Annotated in this window: 16 protein-coding genes; 12 read left to right on the top strand and 4 right to left on the bottom strand. The window is 62.3% G+C overall.

What is annotated here, in order from left to right:
- Positions 1-66 precede the first annotated feature (66 nt).
- Together BLR92_RS03980 and BLR92_RS03975 are read left to right on the top strand one after the other, a co-directional pair.
- Complete coding sequence (locus BLR92_RS03980; protein ID WP_089725683.1) at positions 67-1,644, top strand: BCCT family transporter; 1,578 nt, start codon at positions 67-69, stop codon at positions 1,642-1,644.
- 25 nt (positions 1,645-1,669) lie between these two features.
- Entirely contained in the window at positions 1,670-2,713 is a 1,044-nt protein-coding gene (locus tag BLR92_RS03975; RefSeq protein ID WP_089725681.1) for an LLM class flavin-dependent oxidoreductase, read from the top strand.
- 31 nt (positions 2,714-2,744) lie between these two features.
- On the opposite strand, the gene csiR is transcribed toward BLR92_RS03975, so the two are convergent.
- Positions 2,745-3,431: a DNA-binding transcriptional regulator CsiR gene (csiR, locus tag BLR92_RS03970; protein WP_089725679.1), complete on the bottom strand. Its 687-nt coding sequence runs from the start codon at positions 3,429-3,431 to the stop codon at positions 2,745-2,747.
- A 131-nt stretch (positions 3,432-3,562) separates the two neighbouring features.
- On the opposite strand from csiR, the gene lhgO reads away from it, so the two are divergent.
- The gene (lhgO, locus tag BLR92_RS03965; RefSeq protein WP_089725677.1) at positions 3,563-4,759 is read left to right on the top strand and encodes an L-2-hydroxyglutarate oxidase; all 1,197 of its coding nucleotides are present in this window, start codon (positions 3,563-3,565) and stop codon (positions 4,757-4,759) included.
- 5 nt (positions 4,760-4,764) lie between these two features.
- Here the strand turns inward: lhgO and BLR92_RS03960 are convergent, their stop codons facing one another.
- Both BLR92_RS03960 and BLR92_RS03955 read right to left on the bottom strand, forming a co-directional pair.
- Positions 4,765-5,493: an anti-sigma factor gene (locus BLR92_RS03960; RefSeq protein ID WP_089725675.1), complete on the bottom strand. Its 729-nt coding sequence runs from the start codon at positions 5,491-5,493 to the stop codon at positions 4,765-4,767.
- Positions 5,472-6,026 carry a sigma-70 family RNA polymerase sigma factor gene (locus BLR92_RS03955; protein ID WP_089725673.1) on the bottom strand — a complete coding sequence of 185 codons (555 nt, stop codon included), beginning with the start codon at positions 6,024-6,026 and terminating at the stop codon, positions 5,472-5,474. The genes BLR92_RS03960 and BLR92_RS03955 overlap by 22 nt, the downstream gene beginning before the upstream one ends.
- Before the next feature lie 196 nt (positions 6,027-6,222).
- Between BLR92_RS03955 and BLR92_RS03950 the strand changes: the two genes are divergently transcribed.
- The 8 genes from BLR92_RS03950 to BLR92_RS03915 all read left to right on the top strand — a co-directional run bounded on the left by BLR92_RS03950 (position 6,223) and on the right by BLR92_RS03915 (position 14,879).
- Positions 6,223-6,783 carry a fasciclin domain-containing protein gene (locus BLR92_RS03950; protein WP_089725671.1) on the top strand — a complete coding sequence of 187 codons (561 nt, stop codon included), beginning with the start codon at positions 6,223-6,225 and terminating at the stop codon, positions 6,781-6,783.
- Between the two features lie 199 nt (positions 6,784-6,982).
- A complete protein-coding gene (locus BLR92_RS03945) occupies positions 6,983-7,696 on the top strand; it encodes a response regulator (protein ID WP_089725669.1) in 714 nt (237 codons plus the stop codon).
- Positions 7,697-7,758: 62 nt separating this feature from the next.
- Complete coding sequence (locus tag BLR92_RS03940; RefSeq protein WP_089726002.1) at positions 7,759-9,225, top strand: ATP-binding protein; 1,467 nt, start codon at positions 7,759-7,761, stop codon at positions 9,223-9,225.
- Positions 9,226-9,300: 75 nt separating this feature from the next.
- On the top strand, positions 9,301-10,503 hold the full coding sequence (locus BLR92_RS03935) for an AGE family epimerase/isomerase (protein WP_089725667.1): 1,203 nt from the start codon (positions 9,301-9,303) through the stop codon (positions 10,501-10,503).
- Between the two features lie 116 nt (positions 10,504-10,619).
- Positions 10,620-11,870, top strand: a complete 1,251-nt coding sequence (locus tag BLR92_RS03930) for an ABC transporter substrate-binding protein (protein ID WP_089725665.1) — start codon at positions 10,620-10,622, stop codon at positions 11,868-11,870.
- A gap of 56 nt (positions 11,871-11,926) precedes the next feature.
- Positions 11,927-12,856, top strand: a complete 930-nt coding sequence (locus BLR92_RS03925) for a carbohydrate ABC transporter permease (protein ID WP_089725663.1) — start codon at positions 11,927-11,929, stop codon at positions 12,854-12,856.
- The gene (locus BLR92_RS03920) at positions 12,849-13,727 is read left to right on the top strand and encodes a carbohydrate ABC transporter permease (RefSeq protein WP_089725661.1); all 879 of its coding nucleotides are present in this window, start codon (positions 12,849-12,851) and stop codon (positions 13,725-13,727) included. Before BLR92_RS03925 ends, BLR92_RS03920 begins: the two co-directional genes overlap by 8 nt.
- Positions 13,728-13,757: 30 nt before the next feature.
- Entirely contained in the window at positions 13,758-14,879 is a 1,122-nt protein-coding gene (locus tag BLR92_RS03915) for an ABC transporter ATP-binding protein (protein WP_089725659.1), read from the top strand.
- Between the two features lies 1 nt (position 14,880).
- On the opposite strand, the gene BLR92_RS03910 is transcribed toward BLR92_RS03915, so the two are convergent.
- Positions 14,881-16,620, bottom strand: coding sequence for a SulP family inorganic anion transporter (locus BLR92_RS03910; RefSeq protein WP_089725657.1), 1,740 nt, complete (start codon positions 16,618-16,620; stop codon positions 14,881-14,883).
- Between the two features lie 321 nt (positions 16,621-16,941).
- On the opposite strand from BLR92_RS03910, the gene BLR92_RS03905 reads away from it, so the two are divergent.
- Positions 16,942-18,222 carry an omega-aminotransferase AptA gene (locus BLR92_RS03905; protein ID WP_245704050.1) on the top strand — a complete coding sequence of 427 codons (1,281 nt, stop codon included), beginning with the start codon at positions 16,942-16,944 and terminating at the stop codon, positions 18,220-18,222.
- Positions 18,223-18,230: the final 8 nt, after the last annotated feature.

The following is an 18,230-nucleotide window of genomic DNA, read 5'->3' as shown; positions in this document are numbered from 1 at the left end:
TTGGATTCGTGCGGCGTCCAGGCGCCAGCGATAACTACAAAAGTCCCATTTAGGGAGAGTGCCCTCATGCAAGACTCTAGACAGGTCACGTCAAGCCGCGGAGTGTTCGCCGGCGTGGACAGGACCCTGGCGATCGCCTCGATAGCGATGGTGGTCGCCTTCGTGCTATTCACCGTGCTCCAGCCGACCTTGGCCAATAGCCTCTACCAGGGCGTGAAGCAGTTCATCGAGCAGGAGCTCGGCTGGTATTACATCCTCACGGTCAACGTGGTGTTGATCGTCGCTATCGCCATCATCGTCAGCCCGTATGGCAAGCTGCGCCTGGGACGCGACGATGAACGCCCCGAGTTCTCCAATTTCACCTGGTTCGCCATGCTGTTCAGCGCCGCGGTGGGTACCGGGCTGCTGTTCTGGAGCATCGCCGAGCCGCTCACCCATCTGCAGGGCAACCCCTTCATCGCCATGGCCGGGGTCGAGCCCAACACCCTGGCGGCGGCGCAGACCGCGCTGCGCATCACCATCTTCCACTGGGGCCTGCATGGCTGGGCGATCTATATCCTGGTCGGCACCATCCTGGGTTACTTTGCCTATCGGCGCGGCTTACCGATGACCATCCGCTCAGCGTTCTACCCCTTGCTCGGTGAGCGCATTTACGGACCGATCGGCCATGCCATCGATCTGCTGGCGATCTTTGCCACGCTGTTCGGCACCGCCACGACCTTGGGGCTTGGCGTGTCGCAGATGAATGCCGGTCTCAACAGCCTGTTCGGCCTGGAAATTTCCAGTGCCAACCAGGTGCTGCTGGTACTCGGCATCAGCGTGGCGGCCACGCTGTCGGCGGTGTCGGGGCTGAAGAAGGGCATCCGCCTGCTCAGCGAGTGGAACATTCATCTGAGCATGGTGCTGTTCGCCTTCTTCGTGCTCGCCGGCCCGACCGTCTTCCTGCTGACGATCTTCACCACCAGCCTGGGCGATTACCTGACCAATGCCGTCAGCATGGGCTTCTGGACCAACCCCGATCCCGAGAGCCAGTGGCAGGGCTGGTGGACGCTGTTCTACTGGGGCTGGTGGTTGTCATGGGGTCCGTATGTCGGCATGTTCATCGCGCGCATCTCGCGCGGACGCACCATTCGCGAAGTGTTGTTCGGCGGCATGTTGGCGGCGACCCTGGGCGCGATCGCCTGGGTGGTGATCTTCGGCGGCACCGCGTTGCACCTGCAGCTGTTCGGCGGCGTCGACCTGGCCTCGGTGGCCACCAGCGACGTGACCAAGGTGCTGTTCCAGACCATCGCCGCACTCGACGTGCCGTGGGCCACCGGCTTCATGACCGCCATGGCGACGCTGATGATCGTTACCTGGTTCGTGACGTCCGCCGACTCAGGGACCCTGGTCATCTGCACCATCCTGGCCAAGGGCGATCCGCACCCGCCACAGCTCTATCGCGTGATCTGGGGCATGGGGCTCGGCGCCACCTCGGCGGTTCTGTTGCTGGCCGGTGGCCTGGAGGCCCTGCAGACGGCGGCGATCGCCGCGGCACTGCCTTTCTCGGTGGCGCTACTGATCATGTGCTACTGCATGATCAAGGCGCTACGCGAAGAAGATAGCGATGCCACGATAGCCGCCCGGTTGACCGAGACACCCTAACGAACGACGTCAGGAGATTTCAGAGATGCAATTTTCGCTTTTCGTGCACATGGAGCGCTACCACGCGCAACAGGATCATCGGCAGTTGTTCGAGGAACTCTGTGAACTGGTGAAGATCGCCGAGGCAGGGGGCTTCCGCACCGCCTGGATCGGTGAGCACCACGGCATGCAGTTCACCTCGTCGCCGAGTCCACTGGCCCAGCTGGCCTACCTGGCGGGCAAGACCGAGCGCATCCGCCTGGGGGCCGGTACCTTCGTCGCGCCGTTCTGGGATCCGGTGCGTCTCGCCGGCGAGGCGGCGATGCTCGACGTGATCAGCGAGGGTCGCCTGGAGTTCGGCATCGCGCGGGGCGCCTATCAATTCGAATTCGATCGCCTCGCCGATGGCATGTCGGCGGCAGACGGCGGACAGGCGCTGCGCGAGATGGTGCCGGCGATCCGTCGTCTGTGGCAGGGCGACTATGCCCACCAGGGCGAGGTCTACCGTTTCCCCACCACGACCAGCGTGCCCAAGCCCGTGCAGGCCGCGCTGCCGCCGATGTGGATCGCCGCCCGCGACCCCAACTCCCACGACTTCGCGGTCGCCAATGGCTGCAACGTGATGGTCACGGCCCTGATGAAGGGCGACGAGGAGGTGGCCGACCTGGCGCGCAAGTTCGACACCGCCTGTGCCAACCACCCCGATGTCTCGCGGCCCGACCTGATGCTGCTGCGGCACACCTACGTCCACGAAGAGAGCGAGCCGGAAGGCTGGCGTCGGGGCGCCGAGGCTCTCAATCGCTTCTATCGCTACTTCCTGGCCTGGTTCAAGAACGACCAGGCGGCAGTCGACGGCTTCATCGATCCCGTCTCGCCGGCGTCCGTCGCCGACAATCCCGAGTTCGACCTCGACAGCCTGCGTTGCAACATGATGATCGGCACGCCGGCGGAACTCGTCGAGCGGCTCAAGGGCTACGAGGAAATGGGCATCACCGAATACAGCTTCTGGACCGACAACACGCTGCCCTTCGAAGAGAAGAAGCGCTCGCTGGAGCTGTTCATCCGTGAGGTCATGCCGTACTTTCGTTGAAAGCCCAAGCCATTGATAACCGGGCGGGATGTTACGCCAGATTTCGCTCGCGCATTACCGCGGCGATGATCGGCACCGGTGTCATCAGGTGTTCGCGCATCATCGTCGTGGCGCGCTGGGCATCGCGTGCCAGCACCGCCTCGACCAGCGCGGCGTGCTCGCGGCGTTTGGCATTCAGCGCCTGCTCCGAGAATACCGTTTCGCGCAACCACAAGTGACGATAGCGCTCGACCTGATCGAACAGCCCGGCACGCGCCTGAAGCAGATGCGGCGAGCCGCAGCCGGCGCAGATGGCTGCGTGAAACGCCTTGTGGCGCGCATCCCAGACATCGAGTACGTCGTCCGGCCCCTTGACCTCGACGACCTTGGCCAGGGTATGCGCCTTGGCCAGAATCTCGGCTTCCCACATATCGTCGCCGCGTTCGATGGCCAGTTCGAGAATCAAGGCTTCGAGGTGGGCGCGTGCATCATAGATGTCTTCCAGCTCGGCCAGCGACATCGGCGCGACACGGTAGCCGCGTTGGCTGATCGCCACCACCATGCGCTCCGACACCAACTGCGACAACGCCTCGCGCAGTGGGCCGACACCCAGTTCGTAGCGTTCTTTCAGATGGCTCATCAGCAATTTCTCGCCCGGCGGATAGACACCGCGGATGATGTCGCGCTTGAGCCAGGCATAGGCGCTGATACCGAGGTTCTGACGAGGTGTGCTATCCATGGAACGATGGCCGCTGAGAAAGTTACCGACATTTTACTCAATATCGCTCGCTTTCAGGAAATGCAGACGAAACTTCAATACAATCGATGGGCGGTAAAAATACCGACGTTGTGACGGTTCGAGGCAGACAGATGTACGACTTCATCATTATCGGCGGCGGCATTCTCGGCATGTCCACCGCCATGCAGTTGATTCGCGCCTATCCTGGTCGACGAATGTTGCTGGTCGAGAAGGAAGACGGGCCGGCGCGCCACCAGACCGGCCATAACAGCGGGGTGATCCACGCCGGTGTCTATTACACGCCGGGCAGCCTCAAGGCGCGCTTTTGTCTCGAAGGCAATCGTGCCACCAAGGCGTTCTGCGAGTCACATGACATCGCTTTCGATGAGTGCGGCAAGTTGCTGGTGGCGACCAACGAGCTGGAAATGCAGCGCATGCAGGCGCTGTGGGAGCGCACCGAGGCCAACGGGCTGGAGCGTAGCTGGCTGAACGCCGACGAGCTGCGTGAGCGCGAGCCCAATATCACCGGGCGGGGCGGCATCTTCGTGCCCTCCAGCGGGATCGTCGACTATGCCCGGATCGCCGCCGCCATGGGCGGTGAGTTCGAGGCCGCCGGCGGCGAAATCCGCTATTCCACAGCGGTTTCCGGTATCGATGAGCGGCGTGGCGAGGTCGTGGTGAAAACCTCCCAGGGCGAGTTCAGCACGCGCTATCTGATTTCTTGCTCCGGTCTGATGGCCGATCGCATGGTGCGTATGCTGGGGCTCGATCCCGGCTTCACCATCTGCCCGTTTCGCGGGGAGTACTATCGGCTACCCGCCGAGCACAATCGCATCGTCAATCATTTGATTTACCCGATTCCCGATCCGGCGATGCCGTTTCTTGGCGTGCACCTGACCCGCATGATCGATGGCTCGGTGACGGTGGGGCCCAACGCCGTGCTGGCGTTCAAGCGCGAGGGCTATCGCAAGACCGACGTCTCGGTGATCGACGCCGCGACGATGTTGACCAATCCGGGCATTCTCAAGGTGCTCAAGGCCAATTTGCGCCCTGGGCTGGTCGAGCTGAAGAACTCGCTGTTCAAGCAGGGCTACCTGGAAGAAGTCCGCAAATACTGCCCTAGCCTGACGGCGCAGGACCTACAACCTCATCCCGCCGGCGTGCGGGCGCAGGCCGTATCGAAAGATGGCAAGCTGATCGACGACTTTCTGTTCGTCAACACCAAGCGCACCGTGAATGTCTGCAACGCGCCGTCACCGGCCGCCACCTCGGCGATTCCCATCGGCGCGCATATCGTCGCCAAGGTCAGGACGCAGGTGGAGGCGTAACCCGGCTAGAACGAGACGGTGCCGTTGCGCATGGGTATCAGCTTGCCGTGATCGATCACCGCGCCGCTCGGCGCGGCATGCGGCGCGCTCTTCTCGGGCTCGATGGTCACCGCCAGGTCGGCTGTGCGTAACGAGGCGCGCAGCGCTTCCGGCACCTGCATGCGCGCATGGCCGCGGGCAGGCAACATGCCCAGCGATACCGGGTCGCCATCGGCGATGAACCACAGCTCGCCACCCATCCCTGCCGGCATGGCGCTGGGTTGCACGGCCTGGACCATCATTTCGCCGTCCTGAGTGGCGCTGATGATCCAGCCAGGAACCTGCTGTTCGTCGAGTACCACGAACACCGAATCGCCGGGCACCACGGCCCCTTGCGGCACCACGGCCCCTTGCGGCACCTGATACCACAATACGCCGAAACTTAGCGCCACGACGGCGAACCCGGCCGTCAGCACCTGCCACAGGCCGAGACGTTGCAACCAGGGGCGTGGGCCAAGACCGACAGCGCGTGCGATACGTGGCCACAACCCCGGCGGTGGGGTGACCGGGGTAAGCTGGTCGTTGAACGGCTGTAGATGCTCACGCCAGTCGTCGACCTGGCGCTGCAGCTCGGGGCTGACCGCGAGCAGGGCTTCGAAGGCGGCGCGCTGCGTAATATCGAGAGTGCCCAGCACATACTCGCCGGCGGCCTGCTCGCGCTCGCCGGGGTCACTCAGATCCCATGGCTCATGCATGCCTTTAACCTCTCGAGTCCGCGCCGTATCCAGCTTTTGATGGTGCCTAGCGGCTGGGTCAATGTGGTGGCCAGTTCCGCATGGGTCAGGCCTTCGAAATACGCTTTTTCCAGAGCTTGGCGTTGACTCGCCGACAATATAGCCAGGCATTCGTGCAGCGCCTGGCTTTGCTGTTCCAAGTCGCTGGCCGCGGCCAGATCGACATCATTTGCCAAGGTTGCAAAGGCATCGTCGCCGTCTTCGGGATGGCGCTTTTGGCGTCGCAACCAGTCGATGCCGATATTTCGCGTGATAGTGCTCAGCCAGGTCATCGGTTTTGCTCGGCTGGCATCATAACGATCCGCCGTCTGCCAGACACGCAAATAGACTTGCTGCAAACAATCCTGAGCGGCCGATTCTTCTCTGACAATACGCAGCAATTGCGCATACAGATGCGCGCTGGTGGCATGATACAGGCGTTCGAAGGCTACGCCTTCTCCGCTGGCGCAAGCCGTGAGGTGGCCCATGAGTTGTTCTTGAGATGAGTCCTGCATGCCATTTCCTTGTGGCCAAGATCGCCCAACAAGTGAGTTTTCCGTCTTCCAGTCTTGGCAAACCCGGCTCCACTGTAAAGCGTAAACTCTCAACGCACCACGTGCTAAACGCCGGCGAATGAATCCACAGCCGAAACCTTGGCGTATTACCTTTCGAGATCTTATTTCGAGATCGTCGAAATAGAGGTAATGAACCATGAAACGCAACCTGTTTACTGGTGTCGTGCTTTCCACGGCAATGATCTTCGCGGCTTCGGCCTGGGCTTCGCACGGTCCTACCGATGTCGGTGGCGCGACCATGTATCCCGACAAGAATATCGTCGCGAATGCGGTCAATTCCGGCGAGCATGAGACATTGGTCGCAGCGGTCAAGGCCGCGGGGCTGGTCGAAACACTACAGGGCGAAGGGCCTTTCACGGTGTTCGCGCCGGTCGATAGCGCGTTCAACAGATTGCCGGCCGGCACCGTGCCGATGCTGCTAAAGCCGGAAAACAAGGCCATGTTGCAGGGCGTGCTGACGTATCACGTGGTACCCGGCAACCTGAATCATGAAGCCCTGAAAGAGGCCGTCATGGCCGGTGGTGGCAGCACCATGCTCGAGACCGCCAATGGCGCTAGCCTGACGGTAATGAAGAACGGCAATAACCTGGTGGTTCAGGACATGGCCGGTAACGTTGCCAGCATCAGTACCTATGATGTCGCGCAGTCCAATGGCGTGATTCATGTGATCGATCGTGTCTTGATGCCGCACGAATAAGCTGTCGATACATCCTCCGTGCCGCCGGTTTTCTGCCGGCGGCTTTTTCTTGCAATGTCGTCCGCCATGCCGACCTTGGTCGCGTCGATCGTTTTGAGCCTTGAAGGCGGCAATCACCTGACGCATCATCGTACGCACCACTCGACAATAACAACGAAGAACAGGCGATTCGTTCCCGCGATAGCGGCGAACCTCCATTATGACAATGACACCCTCGACCCTGATCATCGTCGATGATGACGCCGAAATTCGTGAATTACTCGCCGATTACCTCGGCCGTCACGGCTATCGCGCCCTGGTCGCCGAAGATGCCGAGGCACTGCACCGACTCCTGGTCCATGAATCTCCACAACTGCTGATCGTCGATATCATGCTACCGGGCGACGATGGCTTCACCATCTGCCGCGATTTGCGCCGCACCAGCGATGTACCGATCATCATGCTCACCGCCAGCGGCGACGACACCGACCGCATCCTGGGGCTGGAGCTGGGCGCCGATGACTATCTCGGCAAGCCTTTCAACCCTCGCGAGCTACTCGCCCGCATCAAGGCCGTGCTGCGCCGGGCCAGGGCACCGGCCACGCCGGAGCAGGCAAGGTGGGTGCGCTTTGGCGATTGGCGTCTGGATCGCGTGACCCGTGAGCTGGTCGATCGCTTGGGGCAACGCAGTACGTTGTCCGGCGCCGACTATCAGTTGTTGCAGGTGTTTCTCGAGCATCCCGAGCAGGTATTGTCGCGCAACGAACTGTTCGATTTGAGCCGTGGCCGTCCCGCGCCGCCGCTCGACCGCTCTATCGACGTGCATGTATGTCGCCTTCGCCAGCGCTTGCAGGACGATGCTCAGCCATCATTGATTCGTACCGTGCGTGGTGCGGGTTACGTGCTGGCCTCCCAGGTGGAAGTCGTGCAGTGAGCGATGTGGGGCTCTGGCGTCGTCGCTGGCGTCCCCGGCTGAGTTCCTCGGCACACTCGATCATGCGCTTTCTGGCGCGGCCGATGCCGCGCACCCTGCGCGGGCGTTTCGTGCTGATCATGATCGTCGGCGTACTCAGCGCTCAGCTTGCCAGCTACGCGCTATGGAGCGCGCAAACCCGATCCAGTCAACACGAGCAGCTCGATGAGCTGTCGAACAACCTGGCCTATAGCATTGCGTCGACGGTGCGCTTCTTCCGTTCATTGCCCTATGAATACCGTCACATCGTGCTCAATCAATTGCGCGATATGGGTGGAACGCGCTTCTTCGTCAGCGTCAACGAGCAGCGTATCGACATCGAGGATATCGGCGATGGCGCCGGCAAGACGCTGGTGGTTGGCAACGTGCGACGAGTGTTGGCCAGCGAGTTGGGCGTTCGCGACGCATGGATCGAGTTCTCGCGACCCGAGACGCTGCGCGTTTTCAATAACGAGGTGCTGCTGAGCGAGCTACCGCCGAGCTGGAGCCATTACAGTCTGCTGTTGGAGCCGGTGTCGCCGCCGATATTGGTGGTGCAGATGTCGCTCGAAGCGGATACCTGGCTGTATGTCGCCACCTTGTTTCCCATGATCGACCCGCTCGAGGAGCAGCGCTGGCTCTCGAGGGATCGGCTGTTCGTGCTGTTGATGGTCCTCGCCACGGTGATTGCCTTGTCTCTGGGATTGATTCGTGGCGTGACATGGCCCCTCGCTCGTCTGGCGCGGGCCGCCCGGCAACTGGGCGTGGATCTCGATGCACCGCCGCTCTCCGAACGAGGGCCCCGGGAGGTGGTGGCGTCGGCGCGGGCCTTCAACCGCATGCAGGAGCGCATTCGCTCCCAGGTAGACGAGCGTGAACGGCTGTTCTCGGCGATCTCGCATGATCTCAAGACTCCTATCACGCGCTTGAGGTTGCGCGCCGAGATGCTCGACGATGACCGCCAGCGTGAACGCTTCTGCGCCTCGCTGGATGAGTTGGATCTGCTCGTCAAGGGAGCATTGGCGTCGGTGAAGGGTCTCGAGCTGCACGAGAACACCGAGACGCTGGATGTTCGCGCCATGCTGGCGTCACTGACCCAGGAGCTGGAAGTGCAGGGCGGTAGCGTGGCGGTGCGGGGCGATACGGCATGGCTCGCGGTCAAGCCGCTGGCCTTCAAGCGTTGCCTGGCCAACCTGCTCGAGAACGCGATTTTCTACGGCCAGCACGCGGACGTTCGCGTACGCAGCCATTGGGACGAGATCTGCATCGTGGTGCGCGATCATGGCCCGGGAATTCCCGATGACCAACTCGAGCGCGTCTTTGCGCCGTTCGTGCGCCTCGAAGGATCGCGCAGCCGGCATACCGGGGGGAACGGGCTGGGCTTGAGCATCGCCCGGCACATCGTTCACGCGCATGGCGGTACGCTGTCGATGGGCAATCATCCCGAGGGAGGCCTGCGGGTAACGCTGCGCTTTCCTGTCGAGAGCCGAACGGCCATCGGCTTGTCGTAATAGTTTGAAACCTTTCGGCGGGGCAGGATCGAGTAGTCTCGTTGGGCTATTCTGAACTCGCCGAAGGAGACCCGCATGGACATTTACGATCCGCTCCATCTACAAGCGCATATCCGCAAGATAATGGCGTTCTACCATCCGCGCTGTATCGATCCCAACGGCGGGTTCTTTCACTACCTGCGCGATGACGGCCGTATCGATGATCGCCATCACCGGCATCTCGTTTCCAGTACCCGCTACGTATTCACCTATGCCCGCTACGCCGCTTACTTCGATGAACCCGAGTACCTGCACTGGGCGCGCCACGGCCTGGCGTATCTGGAGAAGCAACACTTCCAGACGCGCTATCAGGGCTATGCCTGGGCATTGCAGGATGGCGAGGTCGAGGACGATACCAATCATTGTTACGGCCTGGCCTTCGTCATGCTGGCTTACGCCACGGCGCTTAAGGCCGGAATCGGCGAGGCGCGAGATGGCCTGTATCGCGTGCATGAGTTGCAGACCCGGCGCTTCTGGGAACCGCAATGGCAGCTCTATGCCGACGAGGCGGATAGCCGGTGGCGGGTCAGTGGCTATCGTGGCCAGAATACCAACATGCATAGCTGCGAGGCGCTGATCGCCGCTTTCGAGGCGACCGGCGACGAGCAGTTCATCGAGCGCGCGTTGCTGATCGCCAATGCCATTTGCCGGCGCTTGGCGGGCCAGTGCAACGGCTGGATATGGGAACATTACGACAGCCACTGGCGCGCTGATTTCGAGTATAACCGTCACGACCCCAAGCACCTGTTTCGTCCTTGGGGCTTCCAGCCGGGGCACCAGACCGAATGGGCCAAGCTGCTGGTCATGCTGGAGCGCTATCGCAGCCAGTCATGGCTGGTACCCACCGCCCGCGAGCTGTTCCTGGGTAGCGTCGAGCGGGCCTGGCATCCTCGCTATGGCGGCTTGGTCTACGGACTCGATCGGCAGGGCAATATCAGCGATGGCGACAAGTACTTCTGGGTGCAGGCCGAGAGCCTGGCGGCGGCGGCGATGCTCGGCCAGCGCACCGGCGAGCGGCGTTTCTGGCGCTGGTACGAACGGATCTGGGGGTTCAGCCTACGGCATATGGTCGATCACCGTCACGGTGCCTGGTATCGCATTCTCTCTCCCGACAACCGCCCCTATACCGATCTCAAGAGCCCGGCCGGCAAGGTGGATTATCACACCATGGGCGCCTGCTACGACATCATCGAGGCGTTACGTCGCCGCGGCGGCGGCCTGAGTGTTTCAAGTTCGTAATAAAACCCCAACACTATTCAGCACTATGTAATCACTATCGCCGGGTCGAATGCGCTAGCGTGTTGCCATCCGCGTGGTGTTTTCGCGGATCAACAAGAACAAGCCGGAGACACGACATGAAAGTTTTAAGGCAAGCGCTGCTGGGCCTGGTGGCCGTCGCTTCGATTGGCACCGCGAGTGCCGGCGAAGTGGAGGTATTGCACTGGTGGACCTCCGGCGGCGAGGCGCGCGCGGTGGGCATTCTGAAGGACCTGCTGGAAGAGGAAGGCCACACCTGGAAGGATTTCGCCGTGGCCGGTGGGGCCGGTAGCAGTGCGATGACCGTGCTCAAATCGCGCGCGGTTTCCGGCAATCCACCGACCGCCGCGCAGATCAAGGGCCCGGCGATTCAGCAATGGGCCGAGTTGGGGCTATTGGGCAATCTCGACAAGGTCGCCGAGGAGGGTAACTGGGATACGCTGTTGCCCGAGGTGGTGGCCGACGTCATGCGCTACGACGGTCATTACGTGGCGGTGCCGGTCAATGTACACCGGGTCAATTGGCTGTGGGCCAATCCGGAAGTGCTGGCCGACGCCGGCGTCGAGATGCCGACCACCTGGGAAGAGTTGTTCAGTGCCGCTGAAAAGATCCGCGCGGCCGGTTATATCCCGCTGGGGCATGGCGGTCAGCCATGGCAGGACGCAACGATCTTCGAAACGGTGGTGCTGAGCGTCGGCGGCAGCGATTTCTATCGCCAGGCGCTGGTCGAGCTCGACCCCGAAGCGCTGCAAAGCGACACCATGATCGAATCGCTTAAGCTCTTCAAGCGCTTGCGTGGGCTGATGGATGAAGGCATGCCGGGTCGTGACTGGAACATGGCGACCTCGATGGTCATCAGCGGCGATGCCGCCATGCAGTTGATGGGCGATTGGGTAAAAGGCGAATTCAGCGCTGCGGGACTGACCGCCGGTGAAGGCTATTTGTGCGCCCCGGCTCCCGGTACCGCCGACTCCTTCACCTTCAATACCGACAGTTTCGCGATGTTCCGCGTCAACGACGAAGGCGCTCACGAGGCACAGCGCGATCTCGCCCGGTTGATTCTCGAACCCGAGTTCCAGATCGCCTTCAATAAGATCAAGGGCTCGATCCCGGTGCGCACCGATCTCGACATGGGCGAGTTCGATCAATGCGCCCAGCAGGCCATGCAGGACTTCAAGGCGAGCATCGATCAGGGCACGCTGGTGCCGAGCATGGCCCACGGCATGGCGCTGTCCAGCGCTGCGCAGGGCGCGATCTTCGATATCGTCACCAGTTACTTCAACGCCAGTGACATGACCGCCGAGCAGGCCGCCGAACGTCTGGCCAACGTCGCCAACTCGGCGCTATAAGCGAGCCGCGAACCCACAGGGACGTGGGCCTTCCCGTGATTTCAAAGGTATTCGTCATGTCTTCCACTTCGACTGCCGGTGCGCCACGCCATGGCGCGCTGCGTCGCACGCCCTCGGGGTTACTCCAGGACTGGTTGCCGCGCATCGTGGTGGCGCCTTCGCTGGTCGTGTCGCTGGTGTTCGTTTACGGCTTCATGCTGTGGACCTTCGTGCTCTCGCTGACCAACTCGAGAATGCTGCCGAGTTATGACTTCATCGGTTTTGCGCAATATGCACGCCTGATGGAGAACGAGCGCTGGTGGGTCGCCTCGACGAACCTCGTGGTGTTCGGTGGGCTGTTCGTCGCTCTGTGTCTGTTCCTGGGCGTGGTGTTGGCGATTCTGCTCGACCAGCGTATCCGCCAGGAGGGCGCGCTGCGCACGATCTATCTGTACCCCATGGCGCTGTCGTTCATCGTCACCGGGGTGGTGTGGAAATGGCTGCTCAACCCCAGCCTGGGTATCGAGGCGATGGTGCAGGGCTGGGGCTTCGAGACATTCTCCTTCGATTGGCTGGTCGACCCGAACATGGCTATTTACACGCTGGTGATCGCCGCGGTGTGGCAGGCCTCGGGATTCGTCATGGCGCTATTTCTGGCCGGGCTGCGCGGGGTCGATGACAGCATTCTCAAGGCGGCTCAACTCGATGGCGCGAGCCTGCCGCGCATCTATTGGCGTGTGGTCATGCCTTGCCTGCGTCCGGTGCTGTTCAGCGCGGTGATGATTCTTGCGCATATCGCCATCAAGAGCTTCGATCTGGTGATGGCGCTGACCGGTGGTGGCCCTGGCTACGCGACGGACCTGCCGGCGACCTTCATGTATACCCACACCTTTTCACGCGCCCAGATCGGGCTCGGCTCGGCGAGTGCCATGCTGATGCTGGGCGGGGTGCTGGCGATCCTGATTCCCTACCTGTACTGCGAACTGCGGGGCCGCAAGCATGGATAACGTGATTCGACGCCGTACGCCGGGCGCGCGATTATCGCGCTTCGTCGTCTACGCGGTTCTCGTCGGCATGGCGCTGGTCTATCTGATGCCACTGGTGATCATGCTGTTGACCTCGATCAAGCCACTCGAGGAGATTCGCCCCGGCACGCTGCTGGCGCTGCCACAGGCGCCGACCCTGGCTCCCTGGATCACGGCGTGGGGCGAGGCTTGCACCGGCATGCGCTGCGAGGGCATCGGTGGTTACTTCTGGAACTCGTTCAGCATCGTCATCCCGGCGGTGGCGATCTCCACTGGGATTGGCGCGCTCAACGGCTACGTCCTGACCCAGTGGCGCTTCAAGGGCTCCGAGGTGTTCTTCGCGCTGATGCTGTTCGGCTGCTTCGTTCCTTTTCAGGTGGTGCTGCTGCCGATGGCGCGCACCCTGGGCTGGCTGGGGCTGTCGAGCTCCACGGCGGGGCTGGTGCTGGTGCATGTAGTGTTCGGCATCGCCTTCACCACGCTGTTCTTCCGCAATTTCTACGTAGCGGTCCCGCGCGAGCTGGTGTCGGCGGCCAAGCTCGACGGCGCCGGCTTCCTGCGGATCTTCTGGCGCATCCTGCTGCCGGTGTCGGCGCCGATCATCGTCGTTTCGGTGATCTGGCAGTTCACGCAGATCTGGAACGACTTCCTGTTCGGGGTGGCGTTCTCCGCCTACGAGACCCAGCCGGTGACCGTGGCGCTCAACAACCTGGTCAATACCTCCACCGGGGTCAAGAAGTACAACGTCAACATGGCGGCGGCGATGATCGCGGCGCTACCCACGCTGATCGTCTATGTGCTGGCCGGCAAGTATTTCGTGCGCGGGCTGACGGCCGGTTCGGTGAAAGGGTAGGTCGGCACTAACAACTAAAGGACAAACAGCATGTCTGCTCTGGAAATTCGCCTGGTCCGCAAGGATTTCGGCACCACGCGCGTGCTCGAGGAGGTCAGCCTGGCCATCGATTCGGGAGAGTTCCTGATCCTGGTCGGCCCCTCGGGGTGTGGCAAGTCCACGTTGATGAACGCCATTGCCGGGCTGGAGCCGGTCACCGGCGGCCAGATACTGATCGCCGGAGAAGACGTTACCTGGTCGACGCCCGCCGAGCGCGATATCGCCATGGTCTTTCAGTCCTACGCGCTATACCCCAGCATGACGGTGCGCCAGAACATCGCCTTCGGCCTGGAGATGCGCAAGGTACCCAAGCGCGAACGCGAGCAGGCCGTCGAGCGGGTCGCCGACCTGTTGCAGATATCGCCACTGCTCGAGCGCAAGCCGGCGCAGCTCTCGGGTGGCCAGCGCCAGCGCGTGGCAATGGGGCGCGCGCTGGCCCGCGAGCCCAAGGTCTACCTGTTCGACGAGCCGCTCTCCAACCTCGATGCCAAGCTGCGCGTGGAGATGCGCACCGAGATCAAGAAGCTGCACCAGCGCCTGGGCACGACGATCGTTTACGTGACCCATGATCAGATCGAGGCGATGACCCTGGCCGATCGCATCGCGGTGATGCGTGACGGTCGTATCCTGCAACTGGGCACGCCGGAGGAAGTCTACAACGATCCGGTCGATATGTTCGTCGCCGGGTTCATGGGGTCGCCGTCGATGAACTTCGTGCCTGCCATGCTCGATGCCGGCCCCAATGGCTATCGGTTATCCATTGCAACGCCCGGCGAGGAGCCGCTGGTGTTGGCGTGGTCGACGCAGCGCATCACGCCCGCGCTGGCCGAACATCAGGGCCGTGAAGTGATCCTCGGGGTGCGTCCCGAACACTTCAGCGAAGAGGACGAACGCCTGGGCGAACGCGCCGAGGGCACGTTGTTCTCGGCGCGGGTCAGTGTCGCCGAGCCGACCGGCGCGGATACGCTGTTGCGCGTGGCGCTGGGCAACGGCGAGGTCACCGTGCGCATCGGCCCCAAGGCGCGCCTCGGTGCCGGCGATCGTATCGCCCTGCGCCTCGACACGAGCCGCGCGATACTCTTTGCTCCGGATAGTCAGCAGCGTCTGGCATGAATCATCGCTCGCTGACCGCCTGGCTGGTGCCAGCGCTCGTGGGATTTAACTCGCGCCAGGCGGAGTAAGTGCTGAAGAAAACCCGGCCAGTCAATGCTTCGATGAAATCCGTGTGCTTGAGGCGGTCCATCACCGGCCCCTTGACCTCGGCCAGGTGCAGGGTCACCTCGGCATCCGCGAGGCGTGCGTTGATCGCTTCCAGGCTCTCCAGGGCCGAGGCGTCGATCAGATTGACCGCCGAGCAGATCAACACCACGTGGTCGAGCCCGGGGTGCTCCGCGATCAGACCGTAGACGGTATCTTCCAGATAACGCGCGTTGGCGAAGTAGAGGCTTTCATCGATGCGCAGCAGCGCCACCCGCTGGCTGCTTTCGACGTGGTGGCGCGCCATGTTGCGGAAATGCTCGGTACCCGGCACGCGACCGACCAGTGCGCTATGCGGGCGGCTGGTGCGATACAGAAACAGCCCGATGGACAGCCCCACCCCGGCGAGAATGCCGGCCTCGACGCCCTCGATCAGCGTCAACCCCAGCGTCGCCAGCATGGCGGCGAAATCGCTGCGCGAATAGCGCCAGGTGCGACGCATGGCCTGAACGTCGACCAGTGTGAGTATCGATACCGTGATGACGGCGGCCAACGTGGCGACCGGCAGGTAATGCAGCAGCGGAGTGAAAAACAGCGTGGCCACGGCGATGCCCAGCGCGGCGACGATCCCGGCGGCGGGAGTGCGCGCGCCGGCGTCGAAGTTGATGACCGTGCGCGACAGCCCACCAGTGACCGGCATGCCGCCGGAAAACGCCGCCGCCAGATTCGAGGTGCCCAGGCCAATCAGTTCCTGATCGGGCGAGATGCGTTCGCGGCGCTTGGCCGCCAGCATCTGACCCATCGATACCGACTCGACGAAGCCCACCACGCTGATCAACAACGCCGGTATCAGCAGCTCCTTCCATAACGCCGGCTCGAAACCGGGCAGGGTCAGCGGCGGCAGGCCTCCGGCCACGTCGCCGACCACGGCGACGCCGCTGGTTGCCAGATCGAAGCGCCAGCAGATCAGTGTGGTGATCGCCACCGCGAACACCGGCCCGGTCTTGCCGAGCAAGTCGGCGAGGCGTTCTGGAAAGCCGAGGCGAATCAGCGCGGTCTTGGCGTGACGGCGCATGACCACGAGGAAAGCCAGCGTGGCGGCGCCGACGGCCAGCGTCGGCCAGTGCAGGTCGCCCAAGTGGGCTATCAGGTCCGACAGCAGCGCCACCAGGGTATAACCGGAAGCCGTAATGCCCAGTAGATGCGCCGCCTGGCTGGCGGCGATCAACAGGCCGGATGCCGAGAGAAATCCCGAGATCACCGGGTGGCTGAGAAAGTTGGCGAAGAAGCCCAGGCGCAACAAGCCCATGATGGTGAGCATCAAGCCGGATAGCAGCGTCAACACCAGTGCCGCCTCGATATAGGCGCTCGAACCGGGCGCGGCGACACCGGCCAGCGCGGCGGCGGTCATCAGGGCGATAATCGCTACCGGGCCGACCGCCAGGGTGCGGCTGGAGCCGAATATCGTGTAGGCGAACAGCGGCAATATGCTGGCGTACAGGCCCACCACGGCGGGTAATCCGGCGAGTAGTGCGTAGGCCAGCGATTGTGGAATGACCATCACGGTGACGATCAAGCCAGCCAATAGGTCGTGGCTGAACAGCTCGCGCCGGTAATGGGGCAGCCAGACGAGAATGGGCAGGTAACGTTCGAGCATCCGGGCTAGAGCCATGAGGTTTGTGTCAAACTATTGATAGTAAAGCATTCGGGGCCATGGCGCAGGCGTTGAATACCATCCAGATATTACGTTAATAAATGCCAATGTTAATGTTAAAAATTTTAAATTTCTTAACGTCACTCGAACTGCCATGCTTTATCAATATTCGCTGCATGCCAATCGATTTCAACGACGATTGCCGATCGCTGTCAATGCCAACAACAGGAGGCCATCATGCCGAGTCTGGACATTCACTCCGCAACGTCGGGCGCGTCCCAGGCCGCTACCAGGCAGGATGCCGGGCTGAGCGATGCCTACTGGATGCCGTTTACCGCCAATCGCGACTTTCGCGATAACCCGCGCATGGTGGCGGGCGCCGAAGGCCGTTATCTGATCGATCGCCAAGGCCGTCGGCTGTTCGATTCGCTGTCCGGTTTATGGTGCTGCGGCGCGGGGCACAACCGCGAGGAGATTCAGCAGGCGGTGGCCCGCCAGCTTGGTAGCCTGGATTACGCGCCGGGTTTCCAGGTCGGCCATCCGCTGGCGTTCGAGCTTGCCGAACGCATCGCGGCGCTGACGCCGGCAACACTCGATCATGTGTTCTTCACCAACTCCGGCTCGGAGAGCGCCGACACATCATTGAAAATGGCGCGCGCCTACTGGCGGCTCAAGGGCAAGCCGGAGAAGACCCGCATTATCGGCCGTGCCAAGGGCTATCACGGCGTCAATATCGGTGGCACCAGCGTCGGCGGCATCGTCGGTAACCGCAAGCATTATGGGCAATTGCTCGACGTCGGCCATCTGCCGCATACCCTGCAGGCCAATCAGGCCTTCACGCGCGGCCAGGCCGAAAGCGGCGCCGAGATTGCCGATGCGTTGCTCGATCATATTGCCTTGAACGATGCCTCCAACATCGCCGCGGTGATCGTCGAGCCGATGTCCGGTTCGGCAGGTGTTGTCGTACCCCCCAAAGGGTATCTCGAGCGTTTGAGGACGATCTGCGATCAGCACGACATTCTGCTGATATTCGATGAAGTGATTACCGCTTTCGGCCGCAGCGGTGCGAATACCGGCGCCGATGCCTTCGGCGTGGTCCCCGATATCATGAACGTGGCCAAGCAGGTCACCAACGGCGCCGTACCGCTGGGCGCGGTGATTGCCTCCAACGAAATTTTCGATACCTTCATGCATGCTGGCGGGCCTCGACACGCCGTCGAGTTCATGCATGGCTATACCTACAGCGCGCATCCCGTCGCCTGCGCCGCTGGGCTAGCGGCGCTGGAGTTGTTCGAGCGCGAGGATTTCCCCGCGCAGGTGCGCGATATCGCGCCGGCATTCGAAGCGCGGTTGCATGCGCTGAAGGGGCGCTCGCATCTAGTGGATATTCGTAACTACGGCCTCGCCGGCGCGATTCAACTGGCACCCCGCGATGGCGATCCGACGATTCGCCCACGCGATGCCGCGCTGGCGTTGTGGGATGCCGGCTTCTACGTACGTTATGGTGGCGACACCCTGCAATTCGGCCCGCCATTCTCGACCACCGAGGATGAACTCGAACGCCTCTTCGACGCCGTTGCGACGACGCTCGATCATCTGAATTGAACGCATCA

This window comes from Modicisalibacter muralis, assembly GCF_900102945.1.
GTDB lineage: Bacteria > Pseudomonadota > Gammaproteobacteria > Pseudomonadales > Halomonadaceae > Modicisalibacter > Modicisalibacter muralis.
The sequence above is the reverse complement of the archived record's forward strand: the minus strand, read 5'-3'. Positions and strand labels throughout refer to the sequence as shown.

What these genes read in the sequence shown, in the direction of transcription:
- BLR92_RS03980 (WP_089725683.1), top strand. Translation starts at nt 67, where the DNA reads ATGCAAGACTCTAGACAGGTCACGTCAAGCCGCGGAGTGTTCGCCGGC.
- BLR92_RS03975 (WP_089725681.1), top strand. Translation starts at nt 1,670, where the DNA reads ATGCAATTTTCGCTTTTCGTGCACATGGAGCGCTACCACGCGCAACAG.
- csiR (WP_089725679.1), bottom strand. Translation starts at nt 3,431, where the DNA reads ATGGATAGCACACCTCGTCAGAACCTCGGTATCAGCGCCTATGCCTGG.
- lhgO (WP_089725677.1), top strand. Translation starts at nt 3,563, where the DNA reads ATGTACGACTTCATCATTATCGGCGGCGGCATTCTCGGCATGTCCACC.
- BLR92_RS03960 (WP_089725675.1), bottom strand. Translation starts at nt 5,493, where the DNA reads ATGCATGAGCCATGGGATCTGAGTGACCCCGGCGAGCGCGAGCAGGCC.
- BLR92_RS03955 (WP_089725673.1), bottom strand. Translation starts at nt 6,026, where the DNA reads ATGCAGGACTCATCTCAAGAACAACTCATGGGCCACCTCACGGCTTGC.
- BLR92_RS03950 (WP_089725671.1), top strand. Translation starts at nt 6,223, where the DNA reads ATGAAACGCAACCTGTTTACTGGTGTCGTGCTTTCCACGGCAATGATC.
- BLR92_RS03945 (WP_089725669.1), top strand. Translation starts at nt 6,983, where the DNA reads ATGACAATGACACCCTCGACCCTGATCATCGTCGATGATGACGCCGAA.
- BLR92_RS03940 (WP_089726002.1), top strand. Translation starts at nt 7,759, where the DNA reads ATGCGCTTTCTGGCGCGGCCGATGCCGCGCACCCTGCGCGGGCGTTTC.
- BLR92_RS03935 (WP_089725667.1), top strand. Translation starts at nt 9,301, where the DNA reads ATGGACATTTACGATCCGCTCCATCTACAAGCGCATATCCGCAAGATA.
- BLR92_RS03930 (WP_089725665.1), top strand. Translation starts at nt 10,620, where the DNA reads ATGAAAGTTTTAAGGCAAGCGCTGCTGGGCCTGGTGGCCGTCGCTTCG.
- BLR92_RS03925 (WP_089725663.1), top strand. Translation starts at nt 11,927, where the DNA reads ATGTCTTCCACTTCGACTGCCGGTGCGCCACGCCATGGCGCGCTGCGT.
- BLR92_RS03920 (WP_089725661.1), top strand. Translation starts at nt 12,849, where the DNA reads ATGGATAACGTGATTCGACGCCGTACGCCGGGCGCGCGATTATCGCGC.
- BLR92_RS03915 (WP_089725659.1), top strand. Translation starts at nt 13,758, where the DNA reads ATGTCTGCTCTGGAAATTCGCCTGGTCCGCAAGGATTTCGGCACCACG.
- BLR92_RS03910 (WP_089725657.1), bottom strand. Translation starts at nt 16,620, where the DNA reads ATGCTCGAACGTTACCTGCCCATTCTCGTCTGGCTGCCCCATTACCGG.
- BLR92_RS03905 (WP_245704050.1), top strand. Translation starts at nt 16,942, where the DNA reads ATGCCGTTTACCGCCAATCGCGACTTTCGCGATAACCCGCGCATGGTG.